We start from the raw sequence: 16430 nt of genomic DNA on the forward strand, positions 1-16430 counted from the left end.
GTCAAGCCTGTGCGGCCGGCCGGTCGCATCCGATCGCGCGCTGATCATGGCGATCATCAACCGCACGCCGGACTCGTTCTACGACAAGGGTGCGAACTTCAGCGACGAGGCCGCCCGCGCCGCGGTGCACCAGGCCGTCGCCGAAGGCGCCGACGTGATCGACGTGGGCGGGGTCAAGGCCGGCCCCGGTGAAAACGTCGACGCGCAGACCGAGATCGCCCGGCTGGTGCCGTTCATCGAATGGCTCCGCGGCGAGTACCCCGACCAGCTGATCAGCGCCGACACCTGGCGCTCGGAGGTTGCGAAGGTCGCGTGCGCGGCCGGCGCCGACCTGATCAACGACACCTGGGGCGGCATCGACCCCGCGCTGCCCGAGGTGGCCGCCGAGTTCGACGCGGGCCTGGTGTGTTCGCACACCGGCGGTGCGCAGCCGCGCACCCGCCCGTTCCGGGTCAGCTACGGCACCGCCACCCGCGGGGTGGTCGACGACGTGATCCGTCAGGTCACCGACGCCGCCGAGCGGGCCGTCGCGGCCGGGGTGGCCCGCGACCGGGTGCTGATCGACCCGACCCACGATTTCGGCAAGAACACCTTTCACGGGCTGCTGCTGTTGCGCCACGTGGCCGACCTTGTTAAGACCGGGTGGCCGGTGCTGATGGCTTTGAGCAACAAGGACTTCATCGGGGAGACTCTGGGGGTGGAATTGACCGAGCGTCTCGAGGGAACCCTCGCGGCCACCGCGCTGGCGGCCGCCGCGGGCGCGCGGATGTTCCGGGTGCACCAGGTCGCGGCCACGCGGCGGGTGCTGGAGATGGTGGCCTCGATCCAGGGCACCCGCCCGCCGACGCGCACCGTGAGGGGGCTCGCATGACGGCATCGGAGCTGGTCGCCCGCGACCTCGCCGGCGGGGTCATCGCGGCCCGCCCCGGAGACGTGTGGCTGGCCAACGACCGGCGGACCCGGCCGAGCTGGACCATCGCCGAGCTGGAAGCCGCGAAGGCGGGGCGGACCATCTCGGTGGTGCTGCCGGCCCTCGACGAGGAGGAAACCATCGCCTCGGTGATCGAGAGCATCTCGCCGCTGGTCCGAGATTCTGGCGGCCTGGTCGACGAGCTGATCGTGCTCGATTCCGGCTCGACCGACGACACCGAGATCCGCGCCGTCGCGGCCGGTGCCCGCGTCGTCAGCCGCGAGCAGGCGCTGCCCGAGGTGCCGATCCGACCCGGCAAGGGCGAGGCGCTGTGGCGCTCGCTGGCGGCCACCAGCGGCGACATCGTGGTGTTCGTGGACTCCGACCTGATCGACCCGCACCCGATGTTCGTGCCGTGGCTCGTCGGCCCGATGCTCACCGGCGACGGCGTTCACCTGGTCAAGAGCTTCTACCGGCGGCCCCTGCGGGGCAGCGAGCTCAGCGACGTCGGCGACGTCGGGGGCGACGTCAGCGCCACCGGCGGCGGGCGGGTCACCGAGCTGGTGGCCAGGCCGTTGCTGTCGGCGCTGCGTCCCGAGCTCGGCTGCGTGGTGCAGCCGCTGGGCGGCGAGTACGCGGCCAGCCGGGAGCTGCTGACGTCGCTGCCGTTCGCGCCGGGCTACGGCGTGGAGATCGGCCTGCTGGTCGACACCTTCGACCGGCTGGGCCTGGATGCGATCGCCCAGGTCAACCTGGGCGTGCGCGCGCACCGCAACCGGCCGCTGGCCGAGCTGGGCGTGATGAGCCGCCAAGTCATCGCCACCCTGCTCTCGCGCTGCGGCATCCCGGACTCCGGCGTGGGGCTGACCCAGTTCGTCGCCACCGATGACGGCTACACCCAGCGCACCTCGCCGGTGTCGCTGACGGACCGGCCGCCGATGAACGTGATCCGACCTCCCAGCAGACCCCTGTAGGGCCCACGCTTGAGCCGAGCTGTCGGTGCCTTAGGGCAAGATGGCGACGTGGCTTTGGTGTTGCTGTACCTGGTCGTGCTGGTGCTCGTGGCGATCGTGCTGTTCGGCGCGGCGAGCCTGCTTTTCGGGCGCGGTGAGCAGTTGCCGCCCCTGCCGCGCGGGACGACGGCGACGGTTCTGCCGGCCTACGGCGTCACCGGTTCCGACGTCGACGCGGTGAAATTCACGCAGGTGCTGCGCGGCTACAAGACCAGCGAGGTGGACTGGGTGCTGGACCGGCTGGCCCGCGAGCTCGAGGCGCTGCGCGGCGAGCTGGCCGCGGGTCGGGCCGCGCCGGTCGCCGCGAAGGCGAGCGAGGCCGAGCGCGACCCGATGGAACCCGACGACGGTGAGGACCGTCAGGAATCAGTGTGAAAGACGATGAGCTGGTGCGCTGCGGCTGGGCGAGCCTTCGGCCCGGCCCCGATTTCGATCTCTACCGCAACTATCACGACCAGGAGTGGGGCCGCCCGCTGCGCGGCCGGGTGGCGCTCTTCGAGCGAATGAGCCTGGAGGCCTTCCAGAGCGGGCTGTCGTGGCTGATCATTCTGCGCAAACGGGAGAATTTCCGGCGCGCGTTCTCCGGATTCGACGTCGAGAAGGTCGCCGGGTACGGCGACGCCGACGTCGAGCGGCTGATGGCCGACGCGGGGATCGTCCGCAACCGCGCCAAGATCGACGCGACGATCGCCAACGCGCGGGCGATCGCCGAGCTGGGGTCGTCCGAGGACCTGTCCGATTTGCTGTGGTCGTTCGCGCCGCCGCCGCGGCCGCGATTCGCCGACGCATCCGAAATCCCTGCGGCCACGGCCGAATCGAAGGCGATGGCCGCCGAGCTCAAACGGCGCGGCTTCCGGTTCGTCGGACCCACCACGGCCTATGCGCTGATGCAGGCGACCGGAATGGTCGACGACCACATTGCCGCGTGCTGGGTCCCCGCGGCCGCTTCTTAGGGCGCCCTGAGGCCCCGAACCCCGGGTGTTGTGCATTTGGACACCCGGATAAGGAACAATGGAGGGGTGACTTGGCAGTTCAAGGTCGGGTATGGCTGGAAACGCGCGGCATGCTCGACGCCGATCACGCCCGCGAGGACGGGCCTGCTCGAATTTGGAGGGAGCACTCGATGGCGGCGATGAAGCCCCGGACCGGAGACGGTCCTCTGGAAGCAACCAAGGAGGGGCGCGGCATCGTAATGCGAGTACCACTCGAGGGTGGTGGTCGTCTTGTCGTCGAGTTGACGCCCGACGAAGCCGCCGCGCTGGGCGACGAACTCAAAGGCGTCACCAGCTAAGCGTCGAACCGAAGGTGGCTGGGCCCGCTCGATGCCTGGCGGCTACGCGGACACCTTCCGGTAGATGTCCAGTGTCTGCTCGGCCACCTGGGCCCAGGAGAATTCGTCGATGCAGCGCTGGCGTCCGGCGCGACCGTAGCGGGCCGCCTTTTCGGGGTCGGCCACCAGCGCATTGACCGCGTCGGCCAGCCTCGTCTGGTACCCGATCGGGTCGTCCGCGTCGTAGTGCACCAGCGAACCGGTGGTCTGATCGGAGACCACCTCGGGTATCCCGCCGACGTCAGAAGCCACCACCGCCGTCCCGCAGGCCATCGCCTCCAGGTTCACGATGCCCAACGGTTCGTACACCGACGGGCACACGAAAACCATTGCCGCCGAGAGTATTTCGCGTAGGTTCCCGATCGGAAGCATCTCCCGGATCCAGAACACCCCGGTGCGGCTGCGGGCCAGCTCGTCCACCGCGGCGCGGATCTCCTCGGCGATCTCCGGGGTGTCGGGTGCCCCGGCGCACAGCACGATCTGCGCGTCCGGGCTGAAGTGGTGCGCGGCGGCCACCAGGTGGGCGACGCCTTTCTGCCGGGTGATGCGCCCGACGAATGCCACGATCGGCCGCCCGGGATCGACGCCGAGCTCGTCCAGCATGGACCCGCTGGGCACCGGGCCGGCCGGATACCAAACGTCGGTGTCGACGCCGTTGCGGACGACGTGCACCGCGTTCGGGTCCAGCGCGGGGTAGACCCGCAGCACGTCTTCGCGCATCCCGGAGCTGACCGCGATCACCGCGTCGGCGGCCAGCACCGCGTTGCGTTCCACCCACGTCGACACGCGGTAGCCCCCGCCGAGTTGCTCGGCCTTCCACGGCCGCAGCGGTTCCAGCGAGTGCGCGGTCAGCACGTGGGGAATGTCATAGAGCATCGCGGCCAGGTGACCGGCCAGGCCGGCGTACCAGGTGTGCGAATGGACCACCGTGGCGCCCGCGGCAGCGTTGGCCATCACCAGGTCGGTCGACAGGGTGGACAGCGCCGCGTTGGCGTCCTCGAGGCGCGGGTCGGGCTGATACGCGAACGCCCCCTCCCGCGGCGCTCCCATGCAGTGCACGTCGACCGCGCACAACCGGCGCAGTTGGGCGACGAGTTCGGTGACGTGTACTCCGGCTCCGCCATAGACCTCTGGTGGGTACTCCCGAGTCATCATCGCCACCCGCATACCCGCACCGTAGTTGGCGCCGAGACGGCGCGCGCGGCGGGTCCGGGCAATTGCCGCACGGCGATCGGCGTATCGAAATCAACCAAATACCTTGACGGACAGCCCGTCACCGCTCGCCAATCCGTGTTCCCCCTGGCAGCGGTTCGCGAAGGCCATTAGGTTTGGAGCCATGAGGGAAGCGCCACACGTGCTGGGCATCGTCATGGCCGGCGGTGAGGGCAAGCGGCTGTATCCGCTGACGGCGGACCGGGCCAAACCCGCAGTTCCGTTCGGGGGAGCGTATCGGCTGATCGACTTCGTGCTCTCCAACCTCGTCAACGCCCGGTATTTGCGGATCTGCGTTCTCACGCAATACAAGTCGCATTCACTTGACCGTCACATATCGCAGAACTGGCGGCTGTCTGGTCTGGCGGGCGAGTACATCACCCCGGTGCCCGCGCAGCAGCGCCTCGGCCCGCGCTGGTACACCGGCTCCGCCGACGCGATATTTCAGTCGCTCAATCTGATCTACGACGAAGACCCCGACTACATAGTGGTTTTCGGTGCCGATCACGTGTACCGGATGGACCCCGAGCAGATGGTCCAGTTCCACATCGACAGCGGGGCCGGTGCCACGGTGGCCGGCATCCGGGTTCCACGCTCCGAGGCAAGCGCGTTCGGCTGCATCGACTCCGACGACTCCGGGCGGATCAGGGGCTTCCTGGAGAAGCCGCTGGAGCCGCCTGGCACGCCCGACGACCCGGACGCGACGTTCGTGTCGATGGGCAACTACATCTTCACCACCAAGGTGCTGCTCGACGCGATCCGGGCCGACGCCGACGACGACCATTCCGACCACGACATGGGCGGCGACATCATCCCGCGGTTGGTCCAGGACGGGATCGCCGCGGTCTACGACTTCTCCGACAACGAGGTGCCCGGCGCCACCGACCGCGACCGCGGGTACTGGCGCGACGTCGGGACCCTGGACGCGTTCTACGACGCGCACATGGACCTGGTGTCGGTGCACCCGGTGTTCAACCTCTACAACCGGCGCTGGCCGATTCGCGGTGAGACCGAGAACCTGGCGCCGGCCAAATTCGTCAACGGTGGCTCCGCCCAGGAGTCGGTGGTGGGCGCGGGTAGCATCATCTCGGCTTCCTCGGTGCGCAACTCGGTGTTGTCGTCCAACGTCGTGGTGGACGACGGGGCGATCGTGGAAGGCAGCGTGATCATGCCGGGGGCCCGCGTCGGCCGCGGCGCGGTGGTCCGGCACGCGATCCTGGACAAGAACGTCGTCATCGGGCCCGGCGAAATGGTCGGCGTCGACCTGGAGAAAGACCGGGAACGATTCGCGATCAGCGCCGGCGGCGTGGTCGCGGTCGGCAAGGGCGTCTGGGTTTAGCCGCTAGCTACCAGACGTAGGGCAGCAGCCGATAGCGCACGTCCCGGACGTACTCGGGATATCCGGCCAATTCGTGGACGAGCATCGATTCCTCGTCGCGGATGCGGACCACGAGCACCACGACTCCCGGGATGACGAACAGCAGTCCCCAGTACGAGCCGAGCGCCAACGGGATGCCGATCATCATGATCACATTCCCGACGTACATCGGGTGCCGGACGAATGCGTAGACGCCGGACGAGACGACGTGCTGGCCGGTCTCCACCGTGACGGTGGCGGCGGCGTAGCCGTTTTGGATGACCACCAGCATGGCGATGCCGAGGCCGGCCGCGACGAGGACGTCGCCGAGCACGCACAGCCACGCGGGCAGGTGCGACCAGCCCATCCGGTGGTCGTAGGCGCTGAACGCCACCATGCCGAGAAGCGCCAGAAACGCGCCGGTGATCGCGACCTTCTGAACTCTTCTGGATTCCGCTCGCGGGCCGCCATGCATCCGGCGCTCCAGCGCCGCCGGATTGGTCCGGGCTATGTAGATGCTCGGCAGGACGGTCGCCGCCAGGGAGGTGGCGATGAAAGCCCATGCCTGCCAATAGTTGAGCGTGCCCGCCGGTAGGAACAGCAGCAGGCCCAATGCGGCCAGTCCGATTATCGACGATGCGGCCGCTCGGATCCCGGTGTTCATCAGCGCAGATCCCGCCGCCGAAAGGCCATGGCGCCCAACGTGATCAGCGCTACGTCGATCGCCAGCAGCCACAGCAACGGCACGGCGGTGAAGTCCTTGCCGGCCCGAGGCAGGTTGCCGAACGGCTCGAGATCGAGTAGCCATTGCGGGAAGCCCGCCAGCGAACCGATCAGGAACAACGCGACGAAGCCGACCAGCACACCCCACGCGACCGGGGTGAATCTCGGTGCGAGACCGAATAATCCGACGGCCACCGCGCACAGCAGCCAGACGGCGGGCACTTGGATGGCCGCGCTGGCGGCGACCATCGCCACCTTGCCGGCCACATCGCCCGCGGCGATGCCGTAGACGAGCCCGCCCGCCACACCGGCCAGCAGCATCGCCCCCGCGGAACCGAGCAGCGCGCTCACCACATGGCTTGCCAGCCAACGGGTTCGCGAGACGGCGCCGGCGAGTGCCGTCTCGGCCCGTTGCTCGGCCTCCTCCTGGTGCAGGCGCAGGGTGAGCGAGATCGCGAACGCGGCCGCCACCATGCCCATCATGGTGAACGCCACGGAGATGAAGGCTTCCTCCAGCGCGCCGGTGCCCCCCATGCGCGCGACGATGTCGCGGGCCGGGCCGTCGCCCAGCTCGTCGCCGACGCCGTGCGCCACGCTGCCCATCAACAACCCGAAGAGCGTGAGGCCCACGGTCCACAGCAGCACCGCGCCGCGGTCCAGCCGCCACGCCAGCCCGAAGACGTTGCTCAGCGCGGGGGCCGCGCGGCCGGGGCCCGCACGCTCGGCGATCAGCCCGGCGCCGACGTCGCGGCGGGCCAGCAGCCAGTAGGCCGCCGCGGTGAGCACGGCCGCCGCGGCCAGATGCAGCAGCAACACCCACCAGTGATCACCGGCGTACGGCATGACCTTCAACGACCATCCCAGCGGCGAGAGCCACGACAACGCGCCGGAGCCGGCATCGCCGATGGCGCGCACCGTGAATGCGGCCGCCAGGAAGGCGAACGCGGCGCTGCGCGAGAACCGCGAGGACGGGGACAGCTGCGCGGTCACCGCGGCGACGGCGGTGAACACCAGGCCGGAGGCGGCCAGCGCCGCGCCGAAGGCCAGCGACCCGGCCGCGGGGACGGTCGTGCCGAGCAGTCCCGCCGCGCCGATCGCGCCGGTGGCCAGCGAGGCCCCGAACGACAGGATCAGCGTCGCGGTCAGGCTCGCGTAACGGCCGATCGCCGTCGAGTCCATCAGTTCAGTGCGCCCGGCTTCCTCGTCGGCGCGGGTGTGCCGGATCACCGTGAGGATGACGGCCACGGCGATCAGCACGTGGAACATGCCCGCCTTCCAAATACCCACCGCCCCAAGGCTGTCGTTGTAGACCTGCCCGTAGAGCGCGCGCTGTGCGGGGCTGGCCATGATGGAGGCCGCGAACCCGGCGCGGGCGGCCTGGGTGGGGTAGACCTTGTCTACGCTTCCGACGTAGACCGTGGCCAGCGGCAGCGACAGCAGCAGCACCCACAGCGGCAGCGAGACGCGGTCGCGACGCAGGTACAGCCGCAGCATGCCGAGAGTTCCGGCGAAGTTCGAATTATGTTGCGGCCCATGGCTTGCCGAGTGGCCGGGCCGCTGCAGGGTTGCGGTGCTCATCACGCCGAGACCTTCGTGCCGCTGCGGCCGGTGTCGTAGTGGCGCAAGAAGAGCTCTTCGAGGGTCGGCGGCTGGCTGACCAGGCTGCGCACGCCCGCGTCGCCGAGCACCCGGATGAGCTCGCCGAGGCTTTCGCTGTCCACCTGGGCGCGCAGCGTGTTGCCCTCGATGCTGATGTCCTCGACGCCCTTGATGCGGCGCAGGTCTCCCGGATCACCGATCATTTCGGCCTTGATCGAGGTGCGGCTGAGATGACGCATGGAGTCCAACGAGCCGCTTTCGATGGTCTTGCCGGCCCGGATGATGGTCACCCGTTCGCACAGCGCTTCGGTCTCGGCCAGGATGTGGCTGGACAGCAGGACCGTCACGCCACGGTCGCGCGCCTCGGCTACGCACTGCTGAAAGATGTTCTCCATCAACGGGTCCAGGCCGCTGCTGGGCTCGTCCAACAGCAGCAGGCCGGCCCGCGACGAGAAGGCGGAGATCAGGGACACCTTCTGGCGGTTGCCCTTCGAGTAGGTGCGCGTCTTCTTGTGCGGGTCCAGGTCGAAGCGTGCGATCAGCTCGGTGCGGCGCCGGTCGTCGATGCCGCCGCGCATGCGGGCCAGCAGGTCGATGGTCTCGCCACCGGTCAGCGACGGCCACAGCGTGACATCGCCTGGCACGTAAGCGATCTGGCGGTGCAGGTTCACCGAATCGGTCCACGGATCACCGCCCAGCAGCCGCACGCTTCCGCTGTCGGCCTTGACCAGACCCAACAGGGTGCGGATGGTGGTGGACTTCCCGGCGCCGTTGGGGCCGAGAAACCCGTGCACCTCACCGGCGCGCACCGTCAGGTCAAGGCCGTCCAGCGCCCGCACGGCGCCGAAATTCTTGACCAGACCGCGGATCTCGATGGGCGCGGAGTTGGCAACGTTGTCACTTGTCATGCGATTCTCCTTGATCATCAGCGGCTAGGAACGCGTCGTACATCGTCCTGTCGGTCATCAGGCCCTCGGTGTAGATCTCCAGGGCGGGCAGCACCATGTCCCGGGCGTAGTCGCGCAGGACGGCACGCAGATCCGTTGGGGTGTCGTGCATTTGGATGTAGAGCAGGAAGCCGCCACCGCCGGTGATGCCCAGGTATTTGGCCCTGGCGGCCGGGTCGCGGCTGGGCTTGATCGTCCCGGCCCGCACGCCCTCTTCCATGTACACGTACGCGTTGTCGATCATCCTGCGCCACAGCGTGTTCGCCAGTTCGCCGCCCGCCTGCATGCTGCGTACCAGGTACGCCATCAGCGGTGCGTACTCCTCGATCTCGGCCATCTGCGCGAACCAGGTGGCCGGGTCGTTGGACCGCAGCGCCTCGGACTTACTGCTGTAGATCTCCTCGGCGATGTGGTCCTCGCAGGCCTTGCGTAGGCCCTCCTTGGAGCCGAAGTGGTGAATGACCAGCGCCGCGCTGACCCCGGCGGCCTCGGCGATCTTGCGCAGCCCGACCCCGAAACCGTGTTCGCCGAACTGCTCGATCGCCGCGTCGCGGATCCGCGCGGCGGCAGTCAGGTCGACTGAACGCATGTTCAGTACACTAAACAGTCGTTCAGCCTGGAGTCAAGCACCTACGCCGCAACGAACCCGTAAAGAAATCAGAAGTGCGGCCGCGCCAACCCGCTAGTCGCGGACGGCGGCCAGCATGCCGTCGCCGAGCGGCACCAGCGCGGGGGTGAGCCGCTCGTCCTCGGCGATCAGGCGCGCGGCCTCGCGGACCGCGACCACCTCGGCGTCGCGCGCGGCGGGGTCACCGGCGCGGCCGCCCAGCGCCGCCCGGTGCACCACGATCACGCCGCCAGACCGCAGCAGCCGCACGCCCTCGACGACGTAATCGGGCTGGTCGATCGGGTCGGCGTCGACGAAGACCAGGTCATAGGACTCATCGGCCAGCCGGGTGAGCACCTCCTGGGCCCGGCCGCTGATCAGCCGGGTGCGCGACGGGCCGATGCCGGCCTCGGAGAACGCCTGCTTGGCCAGCCGCAGGTACTCGGGCTCGATGTCGATCGTGGTCAGCACCCCGTCGTCGCTCATCCCCGACAACAGCCAGAGCCCACTGACTCCCGCGCCGGTGCCGACCTCGGCGACGGCCTTGCCGCCGCTGAGCTTGACCAGCAGGCTCAGCAGCGCGCCGACGGCGGGCGTCACCGCCCCGGCGCCGATGTCGACGGCGCGCTCGCGGGCGCCCGCCAAAATCACGTCCTCGGAGATCGACGCCTCGGCGTGGGCGAAGAGCGATTCGGCTCGACTCTGGGCCGCCTGGCCGGGGGTTTCTTCCTCGGTGCCGTCCATGCCCGCAGCGTATTCCATATTGCCGCGCAGTCCGACAGGCGCGCGGCGGCCGGACCGTTTCCGACACGCCCGGCCAGATTGAGCACAAGGGGGTTGGGTATGTCCTGCTCAACGGAGGTAACGATCTGGTTTCTCAGCCAAACCTCAGATTGCTCCTATGTCGTGCATACGCCGATGCGCGACGGTGACCGTATGGATCGCGGAGGGGGTTGGGTGGGGAATACCGATTGGCAGCTGCGTGTTGCCGCGGATGATGAATTACCAGGCGAGTTGTCGACTGGCAGGGAAAACGCGGAGGAAGCGACCATCACGACATTTTTGAGTCCGAACACCATGCCGCACGCCCAGGAACTGCCCGACGACGAATGGGTTCAGACGCCGGATGCGCTGCAGGGCACCGCGGTGTTCGACGCGACGGGCGACATCGCGACGATGCCGTCGTGGGACGAGTTGGTGCGCCAGCACGCCGACCGGGTGTACCGCCTGGCCTACCGGCTATCCGGTAACCAGCACGATGCCGAGGACCTGACGCAGGAGACCTTCATCCGGGTCTTCCGCTCCGTGCAGAACTATCAGCCCGGCACCTTCGAGGGCTGGCTGCACCGCATCACCACCAACCTGTTCCTCGACATGGTCCGGCGTCGCGCGCGCATCCGGATGGAGGCGCTGCCCGAGGACTACGACCGGGTGCCGGCCGACGAGCCCAACCCCGAGCAGATCTACCACGATGCGCGGCTGGGCCCCGACCTGCAGGCCGCGCTGGATTCGCTGCCGCCGGAATTCCGGGCCGCGGTCGTGTTGTGCGACATCGAGGGCCTGTCCTACGAGGAGATCGGCGCGACCCTCGGCGTCAAGCTGGGCACGGTCCGCAGCCGCATTCACCGCGGACGCCAGGCGTTGCGGGACTACCTCGCGGCGCACTCGGAGCACGGCGGCGACGTGCTGCACGCCAAGTCGGCGTAACGCCGGTTGTCTCGTTCGGGCGTCGATACGAGCGAGTTTCGGTGGCTGTGACGAGCGATTGAGCGCCTCATCGCGCTACATTCGTGGATAGCAGCGAAAGGAACTGGTGATGGCCGAGCGGGGACATGTGTTTCGTCGCGCGTTCTCCTGGCTGCCCGCCCAGTTCGCCTCCCAGAGCGATGCGCCGGTCGGCGCGCCCCGCCAGTTCGGCTCCACGGAGCATCTCTCGGTCGAGGCCGTCGCGGCGTTCGTCGACGGCGAGCTGCGGATGAACGCTCATCTGCGCGCCGCCCACCACCTGTCGTTGTGCCCGCAATGCGCGCGCGAGGTCGACGACCAGAGTCGCGCCCGCGCGGCGCTGCGCGACTCCCACCCGATCCGCATCCCCAGCACGTTGCTCGGGATGCTCTCCGAGATCCCGCACTACCCGCACGAGGACGCGTCGCCACAGGTGCCCGACCGTTTCGCTGACCGCGACGCGCGCGACCAGCGTAAGCGCCGGTAGCTGGGTGGGTTGCCGCGGCGCGTGGGTTCTCTCCGACCCGTTTGGAACCGTAGACACTAGGGTGGACACGGACAACGCCGTGCGTCTTGAGCCGGCCCCGAGCTCTCAGCAGTAGATCCAAAAGAGGACAAGGTGACCTCCGACCAAGGCTTCGACCAGACGCAAGACAGCGGCAACAACGGGGGCAACCGTCTGGCGCCGCGTCCCATCTCCCGGCCACCGGTCGACCCCGGGTCGCGTCAAGCGTTCGGCCGCCCGCCGGGCCAGCAGGGATCCTTTGTCGCCGAACGCGTTCGGCCACCAAAATTCCAGCATCAGGCCGAGTTCAGGCCGCACGAGCAACCCGCCGACCCGGTCCTCAAAGAAGCGTTCCATCGGCCCGACGGAGTCTCGGACACGCTGCAGCGCCACCCGATCGATGCCGCCGCGCTGGCCGGCGAGAAGAACGGATCCGAGGCGGACGAAGCCGACGATCCGTGGCGCGATCCGGGCGCCGCGGCCGCACTGGGGACCCCGGCCGTCGCGCCGTCGTTCCCGCAGGCCCCGTCGGGCTACGGCGGAAAGCTGGGCGTGCGCGACGTGCTCTTCGGCAGGAAGGTGTCCTACCTGGCGCTGGCGATCCTGCTGCTGATCGCGCTGTTCGTCGGCCTGATCGGCGGGGTGATCGGGCGCAAGACGGCCGAAGTCGTCGATGCGTTCACCACGTCGAAGGTGACGCTGTCGACCAACGGCAATGGCGAAGGCCCCGCGGGTCGGTTCGCGAAGGTGGCCGCCGCGACCGCCAACGCGGTCGTGACCATCGAGTCGAAGAGCGACCAGGAGGGCATGCAGGGATCCGGCGTCGTCATCGACGGCCGCGGCTACATCGTGACCAACAACCACGTGATCTCCGAGGCCGCCAACAACCCCAGCCAGTTCAAGACGACCGTGGTGTTCAACGACGGCAAGGAAGTCCCCGCCAACCTGGTGGGCCGCGACCCCAAGACCGACCTGGCCGTGCTCAAGGTCGACAACGTCGACAACCTGAGCGTGGCCCGGCTCGGCGATTCCGACAAGGTGAAGGTCGGCGACGAGGTGCTCGCCGCGGGCGCGCCGCTCGGGCTGCGCAGCACCGTGACGCACGGCATCATCAGCGCGCTGCATCGCCCCGTCCCGCTGTCCGGGGAGGGTTCGGACACCGACACCGTCATCGACGCCCTGCAGACCGACGCCTCGATCAACCACGGGAACTCCGGTGGGCCGCTGATCGACATGGACTCCCAGGTGATCGGCATCAACACCGCCGGTAAGTCGTTGTCGGACAGCGCAAGTGGGCTGGGCTTCGCGATCCCGGTCAACGAGGTCAAGTCCGTCGCACAGGCGTTGATCAAGGACGGCAAGATCGTGCACCCGACGCTCGGGGTGAGCACCCGGTCGGTGAGCAACGCGATCGCGTCCGGGGCGCAGGTCGCCAACGTCAAGGCGGGCAGCCCCGCGCAGAAGGGCGGGATCCTGGAGAACGACGTGATCGTCAAGGTCGGCACCCGCAAGGTGGCCGACGCCGACGAGTTCGTCGTCGCGGTGCGACAGCTCAACATCGGGCAGGACGCTCCCATCGAGGTGGTCCGCGACGGCCGCAACGTCACGTTGACGGTGAAACCCGACGCCGACGGCGGCTAAATGTTCGCCAACCTCAGCTGGGAGCACATCCTGGTCCTCGTCGTGGTCGGGCTGGTCATCCTCGGGCCCGAGCGGCTGCCGGGCGCCATCCGTTGGACGTCGAACACGTTGCGGCAGGCGCGGGACTACCTCAGCGGCATGACCAGCCAGCTGCGCCAGGACCTCGGGCCCGAGTTCGATGACCTGCGCGCGCCGCTCGGCGAGCTGCAGAAGCTGCGGGGGATGACGCCGCGCGCGGCACTGACCAAGCATCTATTGGACGGCGACGACTCGTTCCTCACCGGAAACTTCGACCGCCCGCCGGGCGGCACGCCCCAACAGCCGGCACCGAATGGGCAGAGCAACGGCGGTCACGGCGAAGCGCAGCAGCCCGCGTCCGGGCACACCCCGTTCGACTCCGACGCGACCTGATCGGGCTCAGTGCTTGGTGGGGTCCAGCCCCAGCGAGACGCCCGCCAGGCCGCGCTTCCGCGCTGACAAGCTGTCGGCGACGCTGCGCAGCGCCTTGCCCACCGGGGTGTCCGGTGCGCTCAGCACCACCGGCGTGCCCGCGTCGCCGGCGGCCACCAGCGCGGGGTCCAGCGGGATCTGACCCAGCAGCGGCACGTCGGCGCCGACCGCCCGCGTCAGCCGCTCGGCGACCTGCGCGCCGCCGCCCTCGCCGAATACCTGCAGCGTGGAGCCGTCCGGCAGGGTGAGCCCCGACATGTTCTCGACCACGCCGACGATGCGCTGACGGGTCTGCAGCGCGATGCTGCCCGCCCGTTCGGCAACCTCGGCGGCCGCCAGCTGCGGGGTGGTCACCACCAGGATCTCCGCGTTCGGGATCAGCTGCGCCACCGAGATGGCGATGTCGCCGGTGCCGGGCGGCAGGTCGAGCAGCAGCACGTCCAGGTCGCCCCAGTAGACGTCGGCCAGGAACTGCTGCAGCGCGCGATGCAGCATCGGCCCGCGCCACACCACCGGGGTGTTGCCCTCGGTGAACTGGGCGATCGAGATGACCTTCACGTCGTGTGCGATCGGCGGCAGGATCATCGACTCGACCTGGGTGGGCCGGTCGGTGGTGCCCATCATCCGGGGGATGGAGTGGCCGTGGATGTCGGCGTCGAGCACGCCCACCGACAACCCGCGGGCGGCCATCGCCGCGGCCAAATTGACTGTGACAGTGGACTTTCCGACGCCGCCCTTGCCGGAGGCGACGGCGTACACCCGGGTCAGCGAGCTGGGCTGGGCGAACGGGATGACGGGCTCGGCGGCGTCGCCGCGCAGTTGCTTGCGCAGCTCCGTGCGCTGCTCGTCGTTCATCACGTCCAGGGTGACCCGCACGGCGCCGGTGCCGGGCACGTCGGCGACGGCCTCGGTGACGCGCTCGCTGATCTCGGTCTTCTTGGGGCACGCGGCGGTGGTCAGGTAGATCTCGACGTGGACACCGCCGTCCGGGGCGACGTCGATGCTCTTGACCATCCCGAGTTCGGTGATGGGCCGCCGCAATTCGGGGTCGATGACCTTGCCCAGTGCGGTGCGGATGGCAGAGCTCAGGTCGGCTTCTGTACCAGAGGATTCATGACGAGACATCACCGCCGAGTGTAGGCGGCGCGCCTTTCGGCCTGTCCGGAGGCAGGTCAGTGCGCGAAGGGAGACGCCGATTGCGGCGGCGCGGGGGGCTGCGGTGCCCACGGCGGTGGCGACGGGGGCTGCGGCGCCCAGGGTGGCGGCGCGTTAGGCGGTTGCGGGGCGCCCGGCGGGGTCTGCGAGCTGATGCAGATCAGGGTGCAGCCGGGTGTGCGGCCCGGCGTCTGCGGCGCCGCGGCGGGGGCCATCCACGGGAACATCGGCTGGGTCGGGTTGGCCTGCGGCGGCATGCCGGTCAAGTCGATCAGCGGCATCTGCGCCAGCGGGTCGTTGGCCGACAGGCCGTTGACGTTCATCGGCAGGCCGGGGCCCAGCCCCTCCGGGTGCTCGTCGTGCGTGCTGCCGAGCGGGGGCGGCGGGCCGGTGATCGCCGGCAGGTCGACCGGAACCACGCCCGTCGCATACGCGGCGGCCCAGCCCAGCACGTTCTGCGCGTAGGCCGTCGAGTTGTTGTAGCGCAGGATCGCCGACATGACGCCGGCCGGGTCGCGGAGGTTCAGCCCGCCGCTGCACAGGTAGCGGGCGGCGGCCAGGGTGGCGTCGAAGATGTTTTGCGGGTCGGCGGTTCCGTCGCCCTTCCCGTCGGAGGCGTAGCGCGCCCAGGTGCCGGGCAGGAACTGCATGGGCCCCATCGCGCGGGCGTAGGTGACCCTGCTGCCGGCGCTGCTGGAGATGATGACCTCGTTGCCGGGCAGCGTGCCGTCCAGTGCGGGGCCGTAGATCGGGCTGACCGCGGTGCCGCGGGCGTCGACGGCGCCGCCGCCGGCGTGGCCCGATTCGATGCGCCCGATGCCGGCCAGCAGGTTCCAGCTGACGCCGCAGCCGGGGGCCTCGGCGGACATCTTCTGTTCGGCGCTGCGGTAAGCGGACAGGGCGATCGTCGGGATGCCCAGTGCGCCAGGCGCGCTCACGATCATCGGGGGCGGCGGCGCGGACGTCGTGGCCGAACCGATGTGAAATGCCGTCGGGGCGTGGTCCAGGGCGATGACGACGGGGCCGGAAAGGTCGGGGACCGTCGGCGAAACCGCGGCGACCGGCGTGATGACGGCGTGCACGGACGGAATGGCGCTCTTGCCGTTGGCGTGTGTTGCGGGCGGTGCGCCTGCGACGGCTCCGGCGAGGACCACGGGAGCGATCACGGCTACGCCGAATGCCGGCGTTCGGGTCAGACCGACCCTCTTCCGTGCCGCCGCGTCGACCGGGCGTGCACCCCGTCCCCCTACGCGCAC

The 16430-nt window shown here is 69.4% G+C and carries 18 protein-coding genes; 10 read left to right on the top strand and 8 right to left on the bottom strand.

Features of this window, described 5'->3' with window-relative positions:
* The first annotated feature begins 46 nt into the window (after nt 1-46).
* The 5 genes from folP (at nt 47) to MRAB57_RS16810 (ending at nt 3214) form a co-directional block, all read left to right on the top strand.
* Nucleotides 47-871, top strand: a complete 825-nt coding sequence (folP, locus tag MRAB57_RS16790) for a dihydropteroate synthase (protein WP_245836098.1) — start codon at nt 47-49, stop codon at nt 869-871.
* Nucleotides 868-1884, top strand: a complete 1017-nt coding sequence (locus MRAB57_RS16795) for a glucosyl-3-phosphoglycerate synthase (RefSeq protein ID WP_077088358.1) — start codon at nt 868-870, stop codon at nt 1882-1884. The genes folP and MRAB57_RS16795 overlap by 4 nt, the downstream gene beginning before the upstream one ends.
* A gap of 48 nt (nt 1885-1932) precedes the next feature.
* Nucleotides 1933-2298, top strand: a complete 366-nt coding sequence (locus MRAB57_RS16800) for a DivIVA domain-containing protein (RefSeq protein ID WP_077088359.1) — start codon at nt 1933-1935, stop codon at nt 2296-2298.
* Nucleotides 2295-2876 (top strand): DNA-3-methyladenine glycosylase I, encoded by a 582-nt coding sequence (locus MRAB57_RS16805; protein ID WP_077088360.1) that lies wholly within the window; start codon nt 2295-2297, stop codon nt 2874-2876. Before MRAB57_RS16800 ends, MRAB57_RS16805 begins: the two co-directional genes overlap by 4 nt.
* A gap of 170 nt (nt 2877-3046) precedes the next feature.
* Nucleotides 3047-3214: a DUF3117 domain-containing protein gene (locus MRAB57_RS16810; protein WP_003406247.1), complete on the top strand. Its 168-nt coding sequence runs from the start codon at nt 3047-3049 to the stop codon at nt 3212-3214.
* 42 nt (nt 3215-3256) lie between these two features.
* Here MRAB57_RS16810 and glgA read toward each other — a convergent pair whose 3' ends face one another.
* Nucleotides 3257-4420, bottom strand: coding sequence for a glycogen synthase (gene glgA / locus MRAB57_RS16815; protein WP_077088361.1), 1164 nt, complete (start codon nt 4418-4420; stop codon nt 3257-3259).
* Nucleotides 4421-4589: 169 nt separating this feature from the next.
* Here glgA and glgC point away from each other — a divergent pair, with 169 nt between their 5' ends.
* On the top strand, nt 4590-5804 hold the full coding sequence (gene glgC, locus MRAB57_RS16820; protein ID WP_077088362.1) for a glucose-1-phosphate adenylyltransferase: 1215 nt from the start codon (nt 4590-4592) through the stop codon (nt 5802-5804).
* A 7-nt stretch (nt 5805-5811) separates the two neighbouring features.
* Here the strand turns inward: glgC and MRAB57_RS16825 are convergent, their stop codons facing one another.
* The 5 genes from MRAB57_RS16825 to MRAB57_RS16845 form a co-directional block, all read right to left on the bottom strand.
* Nucleotides 5812-6486, bottom strand: a complete 675-nt coding sequence (locus tag MRAB57_RS16825; protein ID WP_077088363.1) for a methyltransferase family protein — start codon at nt 6484-6486, stop codon at nt 5812-5814.
* Nucleotides 6486-8123, bottom strand: coding sequence for an ABC transporter permease (locus tag MRAB57_RS16830; RefSeq protein ID WP_173813941.1), 1638 nt, complete (start codon nt 8121-8123; stop codon nt 6486-6488). The genes MRAB57_RS16825 and MRAB57_RS16830 overlap by 1 nt, the downstream gene beginning before the upstream one ends.
* Nucleotides 8123-9052 carry an ABC transporter ATP-binding protein gene (locus MRAB57_RS16835; protein ID WP_077088365.1) on the bottom strand — a complete coding sequence of 310 codons (930 nt, stop codon included), beginning with the start codon at nt 9050-9052 and terminating at the stop codon, nt 8123-8125. The genes MRAB57_RS16830 and MRAB57_RS16835 overlap by 1 nt, the downstream gene beginning before the upstream one ends.
* Nucleotides 9042-9680 carry a TetR/AcrR family transcriptional regulator gene (locus tag MRAB57_RS16840; protein ID WP_077088366.1) on the bottom strand — a complete coding sequence of 213 codons (639 nt, stop codon included), beginning with the start codon at nt 9678-9680 and terminating at the stop codon, nt 9042-9044. The genes MRAB57_RS16835 and MRAB57_RS16840 overlap by 11 nt, the downstream gene beginning before the upstream one ends.
* 93 nt (nt 9681-9773) lie before the next feature.
* The gene (locus MRAB57_RS16845) at nt 9774-10442 is read right to left on the bottom strand and encodes an O-methyltransferase (protein WP_077090640.1); all 669 of its coding nucleotides are present in this window, start codon (nt 10440-10442) and stop codon (nt 9774-9776) included.
* 192 nt (nt 10443-10634) lie between these two features.
* Between MRAB57_RS16845 and sigE the strand changes: the two genes are divergently transcribed.
* From sigE to tatB, 4 genes are all read left to right on the top strand, one after another.
* Nucleotides 10635-11405: an RNA polymerase sigma factor SigE gene (sigE, locus tag MRAB57_RS16850; RefSeq protein WP_077090641.1), complete on the top strand. Its 771-nt coding sequence runs from the start codon at nt 10635-10637 to the stop codon at nt 11403-11405.
* A 109-nt stretch (nt 11406-11514) separates the two neighbouring features.
* Nucleotides 11515-11910 carry an anti-sigma E factor RseA gene (gene rseA, locus MRAB57_RS16855; RefSeq protein WP_077088367.1) on the top strand — a complete coding sequence of 132 codons (396 nt, stop codon included), beginning with the start codon at nt 11515-11517 and terminating at the stop codon, nt 11908-11910.
* A 132-nt stretch (nt 11911-12042) separates the two neighbouring features.
* A complete protein-coding gene (gene htrA, locus MRAB57_RS16860; protein WP_077088368.1) occupies nt 12043-13569 on the top strand; it encodes a serine protease HtrA in 1527 nt (508 codons plus the stop codon).
* Nucleotides 13570-13980 (top strand): Sec-independent protein translocase protein TatB, encoded by a 411-nt coding sequence (gene tatB / locus MRAB57_RS16865; RefSeq protein ID WP_077088369.1) that lies wholly within the window; start codon nt 13570-13572, stop codon nt 13978-13980.
* Between the two features lie 6 nt (nt 13981-13986).
* On the opposite strand, the gene MRAB57_RS16870 is transcribed toward tatB, so the two are convergent.
* Nucleotides 13987-15144 carry an Mrp/NBP35 family ATP-binding protein gene (locus MRAB57_RS16870; protein ID WP_108638100.1) on the bottom strand — a complete coding sequence of 386 codons (1158 nt, stop codon included), beginning with the start codon at nt 15142-15144 and terminating at the stop codon, nt 13987-13989.
* A 47-nt stretch (nt 15145-15191) separates the two neighbouring features.
* Nucleotides 15192-16430 (bottom strand): lytic transglycosylase domain-containing protein, encoded by a 1239-nt coding sequence (locus MRAB57_RS16875; protein WP_077088370.1) that lies wholly within the window; start codon nt 16428-16430, stop codon nt 15192-15194.

This window comes from Mycobacterium rhizamassiliense (genome assembly GCF_900157375.1).
GTDB classification, from domain to species: Bacteria; Actinomycetota; Actinomycetes; order Mycobacteriales; family Mycobacteriaceae; genus Mycobacterium; species Mycobacterium rhizamassiliense.

Excerpts from the sequence above, each read along its gene's own strand:
- folP (WP_245836098.1), top strand. The coding sequence starts at position 47 with ATGGCGATCATCAACCGCACGCCGGACTCGTTCTACGACAAGGGTGCG.
- MRAB57_RS16795 (WP_077088358.1), top strand. The coding sequence starts at position 868 with ATGACGGCATCGGAGCTGGTCGCCCGCGACCTCGCCGGCGGGGTCATC.
- MRAB57_RS16810 (WP_003406247.1), top strand. The coding sequence starts at position 3,047 with ATGGCGGCGATGAAGCCCCGGACCGGAGACGGTCCTCTGGAAGCAACC.
- glgA (WP_077088361.1), bottom strand. The coding sequence starts at position 4,420 with ATGCGGGTGGCGATGATGACTCGGGAGTACCCACCAGAGGTCTATGGC.
- glgC (WP_077088362.1), top strand. The coding sequence starts at position 4,590 with ATGAGGGAAGCGCCACACGTGCTGGGCATCGTCATGGCCGGCGGTGAG.
- MRAB57_RS16825 (WP_077088363.1), bottom strand. The coding sequence starts at position 6,486 with ATGAACACCGGGATCCGAGCGGCCGCATCGTCGATAATCGGACTGGCC.
- MRAB57_RS16830 (WP_173813941.1), bottom strand. The coding sequence starts at position 8,123 with ATGAGCACCGCAACCCTGCAGCGGCCCGGCCACTCGGCAAGCCATGGG.
- MRAB57_RS16835 (WP_077088365.1), bottom strand. The coding sequence starts at position 9,052 with ATGACAAGTGACAACGTTGCCAACTCCGCGCCCATCGAGATCCGCGGT.
- MRAB57_RS16840 (WP_077088366.1), bottom strand. The coding sequence starts at position 9,680 with ATGCGTTCAGTCGACCTGACTGCCGCCGCGCGGATCCGCGACGCGGCG.
- MRAB57_RS16845 (WP_077090640.1), bottom strand. The coding sequence starts at position 10,442 with ATGGACGGCACCGAGGAAGAAACCCCCGGCCAGGCGGCCCAGAGTCGA.
- sigE (WP_077090641.1), top strand. The coding sequence starts at position 10,635 with ATGGATCGCGGAGGGGGTTGGGTGGGGAATACCGATTGGCAGCTGCGT.
- rseA (WP_077088367.1), top strand. The coding sequence starts at position 11,515 with ATGGCCGAGCGGGGACATGTGTTTCGTCGCGCGTTCTCCTGGCTGCCC.
- tatB (WP_077088369.1), top strand. The coding sequence starts at position 13,570 with ATGTTCGCCAACCTCAGCTGGGAGCACATCCTGGTCCTCGTCGTGGTC.
- MRAB57_RS16870 (WP_108638100.1), bottom strand. The coding sequence starts at position 15,144 with ATGTCTCGTCATGAATCCTCTGGTACAGAAGCCGACCTGAGCTCTGCC.